The following is a 13497-nucleotide window of genomic DNA, read 5'->3' as shown; positions in this document are numbered from 1 at the left end:
TCTGACCTTCAGCTAACGCAACCGTTAGTTGCATTAATCGAGTAATCTTCTATTGATAAAAACGTACGTAATTGTTAATAAAACCAACATAGCAATTATAAGAACCGTTCCTTCATAAGGATAGTCAATGAAACTATTGATAACTGCTAATAATCCAAAAGGAAGAAAAAAAACTCCTCCTGTTACTGTACCTAACAAAGACTTATTTTTAATCATTTTTTCATTAAATCCAGCTAACAACCAGGTTTGTTTTTTCACAGCTACTAAGTAAGAGGCAAGTAAAAGAGCTATACCAATAACCAATAATCCGTAATCCACCTTTACACCTCCCAAGGAAAACTTTGTTTCTTGCTATTTTCTATACGAATGGTAAAGGAAAAAGTTTCCTTCACTTCAACTAGCGTGCCCCGATAGTTCCATAAAGAAAAAAGCTGCATTAAAGACAGCTCCGATCTTCAGCTAACGCACCTGTTAGTTCATTAAGAAAAATAAATAATTATGCCTTCTCTTTTTTAAATTTACTTTTAGCTAATTCCTCCCAATCTTCAAAGGACAGCTTATCAGTAATATGTTTTAAAGCATTAGGAACTTCAACAGAACACATCATTTCCAAACTGTTACCATCAGGGTCTTCAAAGTAAACGGAAGCATTTTCTTGAGCTGGTCGAATAAATGGCTCAATAGATTTTCTACTACCAAATGGGACGACTTTAACTTGAATAGAATCTAACCATTTTAAAGATTCTTTTAAATTTTCATATGAAACTCGAAAAGCAATATGTCGTAAGGAAGGATGGTATGTTGTTTGATACTCATTTCCCTCCCACAAATCTAACCAACTTTTTCCTTTTCCAATCCAAAAAAAAGCAGTTTCTTCATCACGCCATGCAAATTCCAAACCCAGCTTTTTATAAAACTCCATTGAAACATCTAAATTTTTTACAGGCAAATATGCTTCAAATATTCCTTCTATCAAGTTCTCAACCCCTCTACAATTATGAATATATTACCAATTATAGATAAACACATGTTTTATACAACTAATCTGCCCCGATAGTTGCATAAAAAAAAGCTGCCAAAGCAACTCCCTTATTGAAGTATTTAATCCATCAATCTATAAAACAAAAAAAGATTAGCCATGAGCTAATCTTTTTTGTTCTTAATGATAAATTCTCCTAATTTTCCTAATAAATGTAATGTGTAAATAATCATTAAGGCTCTGGCTACTACAAAACCATCTATAGCTAAGTCATATCCACCTCGTAATAAGGCTGAATCCGAAAACCAAAAATAAATTGATATTGCCAGAGGTATTAAGAGAAAAATCAAAGCTAGTTGAGTTTTTTTATCCATAAGATCCCGCCTTATTATATGTATTTTACAAATAATAGCATTGTTTCCGGAAAGAAAAAACTTAAAAGTGGAAATGACTTACCACTTAAATGGCTCTGTAAGGCATTTTAGTGAGAGGTAATATAAATACGTCAGAGGATATAATTCTGCCAATAATGCACATCGCTTTTAGCATTTTACGATAGGTCTTATAATAGCACTCCTTATGGAACTATCCTGCCCCTTTAGTTGCATAAGAAAAAGCTGCCTTAAAGACAAGCTCTGATTTTCAGGTAAAGCACCGGTTAGTGGAATAGAGCAAGAAATGAGGTGACCAAAGGACATCCTCCTTCCAATTATAACGGAATCTCAAATTGATCCTTTCGCTTCTGCTCCAAACTAACGATAAAGGAACGCATCAGTTTCATGGAAAACTGAAAGACCGGGCTTTGAATAAAGGTATATGCAAACGTCATAATAAACACTGGACCTCCAAGGATGAACCCGATAATCAAGATGAGGCTCTCCACAACGATTCTTGCCCAGCTGACCGATAACCCGGTTTTTTCCGAAACGGAAAGCATGAAACCATCCCTGGGACCTGCCCCAATTCCCGCAGCCACATAAATTCCTCCGCCAATTCCGGTTATGATGATACCCGTCAACAATATGAGTATATTCAACCACCAATGCTCCGTTTCATGAGGAAGAATGTTGAGATGCAAAAAGAAATCCATGATCGGGCCAATTGACAAGGCATTTAGAAATGTACCAATATTAATATACTTCCTATCCACGACAAAGACGATCAACACAAGTACTAAACCACACATGACACTCCACGTTCCAATTGTGAAACCGAACCTCTCGAACAGGGCGACGTTTAAAACCTCCCAAGGATGGAGCCCCAAGGATTGAACATTCACCGCAATCGCATTCCCTAATCCAAAGAAAGTTAATCCAAGAAAAAAAATAAAATACCGTAATAACCGCAATGCCATCTCTTCACCTCTACACCTTTTATATCCATCTACTATAGATGAAGCAGGTTAAATGAACAAGATGATCTATCCAAATCAAAAGTTGTTACCAAATGATTAACAATGAAGTACAAAAAGACGTACCTATGGGTGGTAGGTACTCTAAATCCTATTTAGGTTTTTTAAGAAACTTGTTCAACTAACCTGTCCCATTAGCTGCATAAGACTTTATTGAGTTGACAAAGATTGAGACATAAAAAAAAGACGGTTTTACCGTCTAATAAATAGCTTTTTTAATAAAAACATACCTAGAATTAATCCTGGAATACTTAGCCATCTTAATCAAACATAAAGGTTTTTTTTCGATAGCTTATTGAAAAGACTAACCCCATCGCTAACATATTACCAATTAATGAGCTTCCTCCATAACTTATAAAAGGTAATGGTATTCCTGTTATGGGTACTAGGCCTATATTCATCCCGATATTCTCAAAAACATGGAAAAAAATCATGGAAGTAACACCGGTGCATATGTAAGATTCAAAACTATTTTTTACGTCTAGAGCCAACTTCACTATACTCGAAATAAGGAGAAAATAAATTGTTACTAAAATACTAGCTCCAAAGAAACCATATTTAGAAGAAATAACGCTAAATATAAAATCCGTATGTGCTTCTGGAACATATATACCCTTTTCCAGATAACCATATACCCCTCCTGAACCAATGGCTAATAATGCTTTGGTCAGGTTATAGCCTTCACCTGATGCATAAGATTCTGGATCGATCCAAGCATAAATTCTTCCTAATTGATAGGTTGCGAAACCCATTGATTGAAGCATTTCAGGGTTGAAAAAGACTAAGTATATAAGAATGCCAGAAATTAAGGAAATGATAATAAAAATAACACTGATAATTTTCCATGATATTCCCGAAATAATAAAAATCCCAGTAAAAATACATATTAATACTAAAGACGTACCTAAATCTGGTTGTCGCATAATTAAAAGTATAGGAAGAGCTGTAGCAGCTCCCATCTTAATTAGCAGTAACAAATCTGTTTTTAAAGTTTTATCCAAATATTTTTCATGATGTTTTTGCACTAAGAAACTTAAACAAATTATTAAAGATATTTTTGTGAATTCAGCTGGTTGTAGAGATCCGATTCCCGGAAGTTGAAACCAGCTTTTGGCTCCATTTATTTCACGAGCTATTGATTCAGGTGCCAAAATTAAGGCGATTAATAGAATGATGCTAAATGAGTATATAAACCAATTCAAGCGAAAGATCTGTTCAGAATCTAAATACATAATTCCTGCAATTATCCCGATCCCCACAATATACCAGGTTATTTGTCTAAATAAAAAATTCCCTTCATATTGACCAAAATCTTGAGCATTTAATATAGCTATACAACTTGTTATAAATAGTAAAAGTAAAAGTGTAATCAGGTTGTAATCCAACTTTGAATTTTTCATTTTTTCCCCTTGTAAATATTATCTTATAACTCAACTTAATTTTACTGAAAATGTAATTTTTTTAAATAAAAGCATGGAGGATAACCAATTAAAATAAGGCTTAAAATGTCATCTTTTTTTTATACGATTTTATTTTTTTCAGTATTATTTCCACATTTACATATTATTTCACAAAAAGTAATTAAAAGTATACAAATAATTCATTAGCAACCTCCCTTATTGAAGTAAAGTACTTGTTAGTTCTATAAGCATTAGAAACCCGTAAAGCCACCAAATACATTATTTGCTAAAAAAGTTGTAACCTTGGTCATCCAATCAAAAAATAAGACAATCCCCATAATAATTGTTATATAGCCACCAAATTGAGTAATTTTGTGGTTATATTTTTTTATCCATCCTGATTTCCCTATAAAAAATGACATTGTTAAGAAAGGTATGGAAAACCCAAGAATATAAGCAATCATATATAATAAACCCTGTCCAGTCGATAAACCAAGGGTTACGATGGCACCTAATATGGGGCCAATGCAAGGAGTCCAACCAGCAGCATATCCTATCCCAATTAAAATAGAACCTATATAACCAGATGGGCGATTTTTAAAATTTCTTTTTCTGTCCATCATCAAGAATTTAGGTTGAAAAACCCCAACAATCATTAAACCAAAAATAATTATCAAAATTGCCCCTACTTGTCTAATTAAATCAATGTATTCATAAAATAGATCGTAAATAACAGAAGTGGATAACCCTAATATTACAAAGATAATAGAAAAACCGATCAAAAAAAATAAGGTATGAAGCATTGGTTTGCGGTTTAATTTTTTATTATCTTCTTTTAATTCACTTATCGATAATCCTGTAATATAAGATAAAAACGCCGGGTATAAGGGTAAACAGCAAGGAGATATAAAAGATAGTATCCCTGCACCAAAAGATAAAAGAATATTTAAGTCTCCCAATCTTATTTCCTCCAATTTCCGCTTTCATTGTATAACTTTACCATATATGCCTACCTTTAGCTCCATAAGAAAAAGAGCTGCCTTAGCAACTCCTTATGAATTAAAGCGCCCGTGAGTTCATGAAGGAAATCCAGGTGTGCCTCAATCATTATAATAAATAATCAGCCAAGATTTTCGGATAACTTCTTAATTATTTGTTTAGAATCAGATGCAAATTCCACAGATGCATCATAATACATTTTTCCGTCTTTAATCAGGGAGAAATCACCAATCTCGATTCTTAGCAGAGTACTATCACCTTTTTCTTTTAATTGATAATTATATGCGACATCACCTTCATTCGGTTTTACTTCCCAATTTGAAACGTGCAAAGCGATTTTTAATTCTTTCTGTACAACTGCTCTAATGATTTTAGTGATTGACTGCCCACCATTAGGAAGCTCCCAAATCACCTTACTTCCCTCGGTCATATCTTCATTAGGATAATTTTCTGGTAGTTCATCCCATTCTGCAACGTATTTGGGTTTAGTAAGCACTTCCCAGACTTTCTGAGAATTCGCCTCAATGAGTATCTCATCTCTTACAATTAGCTGTTCGGTCATTTAGTAGAACTCCTTTCAAATGAATGACAACTCGTTATTTCTCCCAAAGCTCGATCAGACGACCTTCAGGATCTTCAATCCAAATGAACTTTCCAAATTCACTAATCTCTTTTTTCTTTGCAAGAGGTACACCAATATGTTCAAGATGCTTAATAGTCTCGTTTAGATTATGTACTTCGAAATTTAACATCACTTGTTGTTCTGTTGGAAAATAACTGTCATTCTCGGTAAAGAAAGAAAAGATCGTCTCATTTCCTAATTGCGGTTTTATCACAGTCCCATTCCAATTTTCTATTTCAAGCTTCAGCACTTCACTGTACCACTTTTTTACAGATTCAAGATTCTTAGTTCTCCAAAATATTCCTCCGAAACCTTTTATCATCGTATCTAACTCCTGTCCGTCATCCAATTTTCATCTATCCGATTACATTAGATATTCGAGATTTACATTTCAAGTTCCTTCTTCAACTATACTGCCCCTCTAGTTCATTACTATATTTCCCCTAGGATGAAGGCAAATTGGACTAACCTGCTTACATTAGGGAAAAGGCGTTCCTGCTTAATACAGAAACGCACCCGTTATGTTTCCCCTTCATTCTTTCAATGAATGGGAGGGATACTTCTGTTGGATATGACGTATAAGTGCAGTGACAACTTGCGGACCGGATTCTACGAGTCTGCCTTGTTCAAATGCAGTGAAGTTATCACCGCCTGAAGCTAAATAATTACTAACCGCTACTTCATATTCGTTGCTTGGCTGAATCTCTTGACCCTTCTTGTCTTTCAGCACAACGACGCGGCTGCCAATTGGAGCTTTGGCTTCCCAATCATACGTTAAGCCAACCGTTTGTAACCTATTTTCATGAGCTTTCGTCCACTGCTGCTCTAAAGCAAGTTTTATCTGGTCACCCGTTAAAATTAACTTACTGACATTATGCCCCATAGGCACGTTTGTATAAAGGTCTTCTACAGTGATCTTCCCTTTTTTTAAACTTTTCCGCATTTCGCCTTGATGGACAAAAGCTATATCTACCCCCATGGCTTCGCGCTCAGATTCTGCAATCATTTTCGCTAATGGGGATTCACCATTTGCATCTTGATTTCTTCTGATTTCTTCCGGCATTTCCCCTATTACCTGATTAAAATTGCTCCCTAATCTTTTTCTATATTTATTTAGAAGTGCGACCGTTTCTTCATCCGGTTTTATATGGTGATGTGAAGTGGCAATGATCTTTGCTTGTTTCTTAACAATCATTTTAGAATGCGGGTCAATTTCAAGCTTTACTTGAGAAAAGGCTTTCCCATTAGAATAGGCTTGAACGATCAGTTTACCGGCTGCAACCGTATTGGCATATTCATGGCTGTGACCCGTAAAAATGACATCGACCTCATCATCGATTTTTGGAGCCATCTCCACTAAAGCCCCAGTGGAATTTGCACCTGCCTTATCTGATTTAGCTGAATCATGTGCCAGTACAACAATCACTTCGATCCCTTTTTCCTTTAAAAGCTTTACGGTTCGGTTAATAGCTGAAACTTCATCCGTAATTTCTACCTCTTTTCGATTTTCAGGGGACACATACATGTTGGTCTCTTTTGTGACCACACCGATAAATCCAATATCAATTCCATCCATTTGTTTAATAACATACGGTGGTAATAAGGGAGTGCCTGACTTTCTGTCGATGATATTTGCAGAACTGTAAGCAGTATTGGCACCTTGAAAATACCCTGTTTTTTTATTGAATCCTCCATGAATAAGACGTTTCATTTCATTTACGCCTTCGTCCAATTCATGATTTCCAGGTGTCCCGACATCAAAATGCAGGAGGTTTAAAAATTCAATCGTGGGTTCGTCTTGAAATTGAGAAGAGATTGGAGGGCTTCCTCCTACCATATCGCCAGCATGAACGAGTAATGTATTTGTGTTTTCTTGTTTATATTTTTTTAAATAGGCAGCCAAGTATTCAGCACCGCCTGCCATGGTTCCTGAAAACATTTGATATTTATTTAGTTGGCCGTGAAAATCATTAACGCCTAATAATTGTAGTTGAATGTAGCGGTTGGATGTGGAATGATTGGATGAGAATGCTGTGATTTTATAAGATACGAAAATGATGATAAATACCAAGATGAACAAAGAAGTTATGGCCTGAAATTTTGACAACTTCGGATCCCTCCCTCTAGATGTAAATTAAGAATAACTCTAGAATTTTATATCCGCATAAAGGGACCGTGATTTTTTGTTATGTTTTATATAATAATTATTAAATGAACCCCGTACATGCATATCTTTTTAAAAAAAATCATACGGCTAAACATTTAGAAAGGCTCCCGGAACTGCTGCTCAGTTCCAGGTGTTCAAAGTAAAGTACGCTTTAGTTTAAGTAGAATACTTTAATTTGATAATAAGTATAGATTGGATATCTTGATATTGCAGTATAGGAAAAATGCTGAGGAGCCCTAATAAAAAGCTGGACAGTTCCTGGTTACAGGAAAGCAATACCGCTGTATGGATGTTTAAAAAATTGGCCCAGAGCACAATAATATAGGCAACGTATGTATGTCTTTATTCCGCCAAAGGAGGAGTATCCATTTGAAGATTTCTTCAATATCATTCATAGAACCTCCCGTTTATCATGAATTCCCTCCCCTCTATGAAGGTTTAGGGCTGCCTGAGTTATCTTCATTCATTCAGCAGCGATTTGAATTTGCATATACCTTGGGGAAAGCCGAAAGAACGGGGCTTGCTAGCATCCGCTTTTATAAACGCCAGGGGGATTTCGAAGTACATATACCTGATAAGATGCCAGGAGTGGGACCAATGAAGCTTCGGGAATTAAAGGGGTTGTTACTGGAGAAAGCCAAAGCAGCATTCATCGAAAATATTGAATCCGAACCAAAGAAAAGAAAGGTCTACTACGCCGAATTTCGTCGCCCTCGGAAAGATGCTGAATAAGTGTGCTATCCGACAAACTGGAGCCTGTTTGAGGAATATCATTGTTGTCTTGTTGAATTTGTATTATAAAAAGAGTTCGTACATTAACATCCCCTCTAAAAAAAGGTTGCCGCAGCAACCTCCCTTGTTTTAATAATCCTTCTTATTTTCATTATCCAAATCATCATCAAGAAAAGACTTTTTATCTTCCTTCATTCCATACTTTTTTTCAAGAAATTGACCAATATTTGAATGGTTAATTCCTCTTCTCACTGCTGTTTCAATAACTATATAGAGAATGAAACCCCCAACAATATAAAATATTATAGCCTTCACTAAAAATCCCCCAAACAACAACTCATTTCCCCCTTTATTTTACCAAAAAAACCTTGTTGGAGTGCCCGATTATTGCCTAAAAAAAAGGAGCTGCTAATCAGCTCCTTGAAATGAAATAACGGCCTAACCTCCTGTATAAACACTTTCACATGTTCCAGGTTTTGGTTCATAATAACAATGATTTTTAAATTGACCGGCAAAAGGTTGATCGTACCAAGTCGGTGGGCATGGAGCATATGGATTAAAATACCAAAGCGCATATTTCCCTGGGTGTTGCCTCCAATAATCCAAATTCTGTTTTGCTAATCTTTTTTCAGCAGTTCTCGCTCTTTGATAAAATACATTACCTTTTTGAACGGCTTCAAAAGAATAATTTCCTCCTTGTACATGAAAAATGACTTGTGGAATTGTTCTTAACTCTTTAAAGTCTAAACAATTTGCCTTAAGGCGATTAACAATTACATTTCCAACATACAACATTCCTTGCAGTCCTTCACCTTCGGCTTCAGCTCTCATCATCCTTGCCATTAAATCCACGTCTGAACTTCGATAACTTACTCTTGGCATTTTTCCACCCCAAATATATCGTATGAAAAACAGCCTGCACTAATGTCATCATTGTGAAAATGACACTCTCCTTCAGTAGAGGCTTTTGTCGAGGCCGTATTAAACTCGTTTAGTAACACCGAGAAAATGGGTGTCTTAATGGAATGAAATGAAATCAAGATTCTATATGCTAGCCAGAGAAGGATTTTTTTTGCACACAAGGTTGCGGAAGGAATCTAAATAACAAATTCCCCCCCAACAAAGTGTCGGGAGATTTTCTTTTGAATAAGGAAACATAAAATTTTTCGATTGACTTTATGTAAAAAATAAAATAAAATTCTAAGTACTTCTTTTAAATTACTATAACTTGAGTACTTAGAATTGAGTAATATACTTTAAAACAAAAGGATGGAATCAACATATGAAATTTACTGCATTCTTAAAAACAAGAGGTGCAACAGCAGCAATCTTTATGGGGATTTTCTATGCTGTTGCCATGCTAGGCATCTTCTTGCCTGGGTATACAGCCATTCCAGGAAATGTCGATAAATTACCTATCGCCATCATCAATGATGATGCTGGTAAAAATGGGGCAATGATCGCCGAAAATTTACAAGAAAATTTACCCTTTAAAGAAATCGAGACGGATATAACAAATAACCAAGCCTTAAAAGATTTGGAACACAATGATTTAGCATTAGTCGTACACATCCCAAAAACCTTCTCTGAAAATATTCAAAAAGGTGAAGCGTCATCAAGCATCGACTTTACAATCAATGAGGCAGGGGCAACAGTCGTTTCTTCTACCATGAATTCTGTCGTAACTGAAATTAACAATCAGTTAAGCACACAATTCTCGCAACAAACAGCTCAGGGTGTATTGGTGAATTTTAATGTACCAGAAAAGCAAGCCGCTGAATTAGCCGAAAAAATTGAGAAATCCTATGTAGGAAATGTCGTTACAATCAATGAAATACCCGATGGAATGAATCATAATATGCTGCCGATGTTCTTAACAATGGCCGGTTATGTAGGGGCGATGATCGGGGCCATGCAATTAGTAGGTGCATTTAGAGCCAGCCGGGGAAAAGCAAGCAAAACACGTTTATTCACTTATGTGCAAATGGCTGCATTATTGATTGCCGTGGTTTCATCAATCATCGCTGTAGGTGTAGCCTATTTAATTGATAAGCCGAGCGGTGACCTATTCTTCGGTATAGTAGGTCAACAAATACTGAACTATATGGTATGTTTTAATTTCACCGCGATTTTAATCTTCTTATTTGGTGAAGGCGGCATGATTTTAAACTTACCGATTTTATTAATGCAAACAATAGCGAATGGTGCCACCATCTCACGTGATATGATGCACGCACCATATGAATGGATGAGCCACATTTCACCGATGTATTACTCGGTGCAAGCATACTTTGCAAACCTATTTGGCAGCATCAGTCCAAGTCCGTATATTTGGTCAATGGCTGCGGTAGGTGCCGTTGCGATGTTAATTAACATGGCTATTGTCGCGTTTTTACACAATCCGATGCCAGTACAGGTTTCTGAAACAGAAGTTGAAAAGAAAGCGGCAGAAATCACAGCTTAGGTTTTGCTACAATAAGGAGATAATACTTCTTAAAGGAGCGTAGAAAATGTCTATTCAAATTTTTATATTGAGCAAGCTGATGGAGGATAAAAATTATCCTTATAAATTAAAAAAGCAGCTTTCAGAACCCATTCCATTGGATCGCCTGGGCGGATTAACGGAAAGTAAACTGTACTACCATTTTGAATCATTGGTGAAACAAGGTTTAGTCGAGCCGGTTGAAGTGATAAAAGAAGAACATCGGCCTGATAAACAGGTATTCGCGATTACGGATAAGGGTCGAGAAGAACTACCAAAAAAAATCTATAAATTATTTGAAAGTGCGGATGAAATCAAGGATATGATTGTTGGTTTAGCCAACATCAAGTATGTGGACCGGGATAAAGTAGTAGATATATTAGAAAGAAAAGTAAAGTCCATCAAGGCTATTTGGGAGCAGCTTGGGAATTTCGAGCCTGAACCTAAAGGCAACGAGAATATTCGTGAATTTTTGGAGGGTTATTTTTCGACCAGAACAGATCACACAATATCTTGGTTTGAAGAGTTAATCAAAAGGATTAAGACAAAGGAATTGTGAGTTTACTTTCAGGCAAATTCGAGTTGATTTCAGAAATCCGCCCTTTCCGCCGACTGTCTGCCAAGCCTCCTCGACGCAAGCGTCTGTGGGGTCTCGCATATTTCCTCCATCCAATAAGGAGTACAGGAGAAAAATTCAAAGAATAAACTAAACTTGGTTCGGAATAGACCAGCCCAGCCTGCAGTTTTTATTTTAAAAAACGTTCCAGTTGATTGGAACGTAAGGTACGAGACTCCTGCGGGAAAAGCGTGGCCAAGGGAGACCCCGCAGGCCTTGCCGAGGAGGCTCCCCGGACCGCCCGCGGAAAGCGAGTGCATGGAGTGGAAATCAACGATCTGGTTTACTAACCCTCAAAAACGTTCGAGTTGATTTCAGAAATCTGCTCCCTTTCCGCCGACTATCTGCCAAGCGTCTGTGGGGTCTCGGCTAGCCGGTTATTCGGCAGGAGTGTCGCATATGTCTTCCCCAATAAGGGTTTTTTTCTCTATAAGATAAAATACGGGAACGTCCGATTTGGACGTTCCCGTTCTTATTCATTAAAGCTCCCTATAATCGAATAACTGTAAAGCTAATGAAGCATTTTTAAAAGCTGCGTTTCTCTGGCCAAGCTCCTTGCATTTTACTAAGGAATACAATTTGCCCAATATGATATGCGTCGTGCATGGCTAAACTCTTCAGTTCAAGCACTAATGAATTATCTTCACCCGGGACCTGTCTATACAAATCTTCATGTTCTGACTTTGCTAGTACTTTTCCAAGTTCGCGATGAACATTAAAGTATTCTTGTTTTGTTTCTTTCCAATTTTCTAACGTCTCAGTTTGTAGTCGAAATGTAGATTGATTATTTTCTGCCTGTGGTTCATTCTCTGTTTCACCAAGAAACCTCATCAGAAATCTCTTTTCATAGAAAAGTAAATGACAAACTAATTCCCAAATGGAATTCATTGCCCCATCAGCTGGTTTCCATATTGCCTGTTCAAAAGTAATATCCTCTAGCACTTTTTCAAGTGGTGGAAACCAGTCTTCTTCATCTAAGCAGCTTGCCCATTGTTGTAATAAAAGGGTCTTTACATCCATTTTCCATTCCCTCCAATTTAATCCCTTTAATAGATAATCCCTTTGGTCAACATTCATTTGCGACGTGTTTTAGATAACTAACCAAGGTGTCATGCCAATTCCTTGTTCAATTAAATTGGCCCTTTAACGGAACAATGAATGTCCGTTATTCGGAAAATTCTGATAATATAAGTTTATCATAAGTTGTGTTGACTGAGAAAGAACAACTGATAATCGTAAAGTTATCTTTTATATGTTCGATGGGACTTTACCAATTTCAGGGTATTGGAAGAGACTTCGATTTTAGGCGCGAGACTCCTGCGGGAGAAGCGTGGGGGGAGACCCCACAGGCGCATAGTCGCCGAGGGCGGACCGCCCTCGGAAAGCGAGTGCCCTACGTTCCAATCAACGAATCACTGTACAGCCCACAGACTTAATCGGAATGAGCAGATAAATATTCCTATTTGATCGTTTTTAGAGCATGAACTTTTTGAACGTATCATCCACTTAGTCCATACCAAAAATTTTCCCATATATTCTGAATTCTAGGTTCCATATTCTCTTTACCATAATAAGAAAATTCCATGAATATCCCATCAATCAAACAGAAATAAGACATGATTAAGTTCTCGATTTTCCCTTGGCGTATTTCTTTTTTGTCTATTCCTTCGACAAAGATAGCATGTAAGATAGCGGAAAATGATTCTTCAGATCTAAGGAAACTTTCATTTAAGATGTGCTTCAAATGCTCCGGCGGGAAAATCATTGCCCTCTTTAAAAATGTTGCTTTATCTTCATGGTTTTTATAATAGTTACAAGTATCTAGAAGGATGTGCTTTAGCTTTTCTTCACAAGAGAGTGTATTTATCTCTTCGACAAATTGTTCGACCTGGTTTATATGCTCTTCCAGGATTTCTTCAAACAGACACAAGAAAAGGTCATCCTTATTTTTGAAATGGTTATAGATTGAGGGTTTTTGTATACCTACCCCCTTGGCAATTTCCGATAAAGCAGTTCCCTCGTATCCGTACTTGGTAAAAAGTGATAAGGAAATGTTTTTTATTTCATTTTTTGTCATAATGAGCCTCCA

16 protein-coding genes are annotated in these 13497 nt (G+C 36.6%); 3 read left to right on the top strand and 13 right to left on the bottom strand.

The window, feature by feature from the left end:
• Positions 1-33: 33 nt before the first annotated feature.
• The 9 genes from A6755_RS05005 to A6755_RS04965 all read right to left on the bottom strand — a co-directional run bounded on the left by A6755_RS05005 (position 34) and on the right by A6755_RS04965 (position 7518).
• Positions 34-318 carry a DUF3784 domain-containing protein gene (locus tag A6755_RS05005; RefSeq protein WP_034306279.1) on the bottom strand — a complete coding sequence of 95 codons (285 nt, stop codon included), beginning with the start codon at positions 316-318 and terminating at the stop codon, positions 34-36.
• Between the two features lie 178 nt (positions 319-496).
• The gene (locus A6755_RS05000) at positions 497-976 is read right to left on the bottom strand and encodes a VOC family protein (protein WP_063589941.1); all 480 of its coding nucleotides are present in this window, start codon (positions 974-976) and stop codon (positions 497-499) included.
• A gap of 167 nt (positions 977-1143) precedes the next feature.
• Positions 1144-1353 carry a hypothetical protein gene (locus A6755_RS04995; RefSeq protein ID WP_063589940.1) on the bottom strand — a complete coding sequence of 70 codons (210 nt, stop codon included), beginning with the start codon at positions 1351-1353 and terminating at the stop codon, positions 1144-1146.
• 335 nt (positions 1354-1688) lie between these two features.
• Positions 1689-2333 (bottom strand): YczE/YyaS/YitT family protein, encoded by a 645-nt coding sequence (locus A6755_RS04990; protein ID WP_063589939.1) that lies wholly within the window; start codon positions 2331-2333, stop codon positions 1689-1691.
• 317 nt (positions 2334-2650) lie between these two features.
• Entirely contained in the window at positions 2651-3790 is a 1140-nt protein-coding gene (locus tag A6755_RS04985; protein WP_034310882.1) for an FtsW/RodA/SpoVE family cell cycle protein, read from the bottom strand.
• 251 nt (positions 3791-4041) lie between these two features.
• A complete protein-coding gene (locus tag A6755_RS04980; RefSeq protein ID WP_063589938.1) occupies positions 4042-4749 on the bottom strand; it encodes a cytochrome c biogenesis CcdA family protein in 708 nt (235 codons plus the stop codon).
• A gap of 161 nt (positions 4750-4910) precedes the next feature.
• Positions 4911-5351: an SRPBCC domain-containing protein gene (locus A6755_RS04975; protein ID WP_063589937.1), complete on the bottom strand. Its 441-nt coding sequence runs from the start codon at positions 5349-5351 to the stop codon at positions 4911-4913.
• A 34-nt stretch (positions 5352-5385) separates the two neighbouring features.
• Positions 5386-5733, bottom strand: a complete 348-nt coding sequence (locus A6755_RS04970) for a VOC family protein (RefSeq protein WP_034310877.1) — start codon at positions 5731-5733, stop codon at positions 5386-5388.
• A gap of 210 nt (positions 5734-5943) precedes the next feature.
• Positions 5944-7518 (bottom strand): bifunctional metallophosphatase/5'-nucleotidase, encoded by a 1575-nt coding sequence (locus A6755_RS04965; RefSeq protein WP_063589936.1) that lies wholly within the window; start codon positions 7516-7518, stop codon positions 5944-5946.
• Positions 7519-7947: 429 nt separating this feature from the next.
• On the opposite strand from A6755_RS04965, the gene A6755_RS04960 reads away from it, so the two are divergent.
• A complete protein-coding gene (locus A6755_RS04960) occupies positions 7948-8310 on the top strand; it encodes a hypothetical protein (RefSeq protein WP_063574941.1) in 363 nt (120 codons plus the stop codon).
• 129 nt (positions 8311-8439) lie between these two features.
• On the opposite strand, the gene A6755_RS04955 is transcribed toward A6755_RS04960, so the two are convergent.
• Together A6755_RS04955 and A6755_RS04950 are read right to left on the bottom strand one after the other, a co-directional pair.
• Entirely contained in the window at positions 8440-8625 is a 186-nt protein-coding gene (locus A6755_RS04955) for a hypothetical protein (protein WP_237752101.1), read from the bottom strand.
• Between the two features lie 123 nt (positions 8626-8748).
• On the bottom strand, positions 8749-9192 hold the full coding sequence (locus tag A6755_RS04950; protein ID WP_034310870.1) for a cell wall hydrolase: 444 nt from the start codon (positions 9190-9192) through the stop codon (positions 8749-8751).
• Positions 9193-9592: 400 nt separating this feature from the next.
• Between A6755_RS04950 and A6755_RS04945 the strand changes: the two genes are divergently transcribed.
• Together A6755_RS04945 and A6755_RS04940 are read left to right on the top strand one after the other, a co-directional pair.
• On the top strand, positions 9593-10774 hold the full coding sequence (locus tag A6755_RS04945; protein WP_063589935.1) for a YhgE/Pip domain-containing protein: 1182 nt from the start codon (positions 9593-9595) through the stop codon (positions 10772-10774).
• 46 nt (positions 10775-10820) lie between these two features.
• Complete coding sequence (locus tag A6755_RS04940; RefSeq protein WP_063589934.1) at positions 10821-11351, top strand: PadR family transcriptional regulator; 531 nt, start codon at positions 10821-10823, stop codon at positions 11349-11351.
• Between the two features lie 582 nt (positions 11352-11933).
• Here A6755_RS04940 and A6755_RS04930 read toward each other — a convergent pair.
• Complete coding sequence (locus A6755_RS04930) at positions 11934-12428, bottom strand: DinB family protein (RefSeq protein ID WP_063589932.1); 495 nt, start codon at positions 12426-12428, stop codon at positions 11934-11936.
• 478 nt (positions 12429-12906) lie between these two features.
• On the bottom strand, positions 12907-13485 hold the full coding sequence (locus A6755_RS04925; protein ID WP_063589931.1) for a TetR/AcrR family transcriptional regulator: 579 nt from the start codon (positions 13483-13485) through the stop codon (positions 12907-12909).
• Positions 13486-13497: the final 12 nt, after the last annotated feature.

It is taken from the genome of Peribacillus frigoritolerans (assembly GCF_001636405.1).
GTDB classification, from domain to species: Bacteria; Bacillota; Bacilli; order Bacillales; family DSM-1321; genus Peribacillus; species Peribacillus frigoritolerans.
This window is presented reverse-complemented; position numbering and strand designations above follow the sequence as displayed.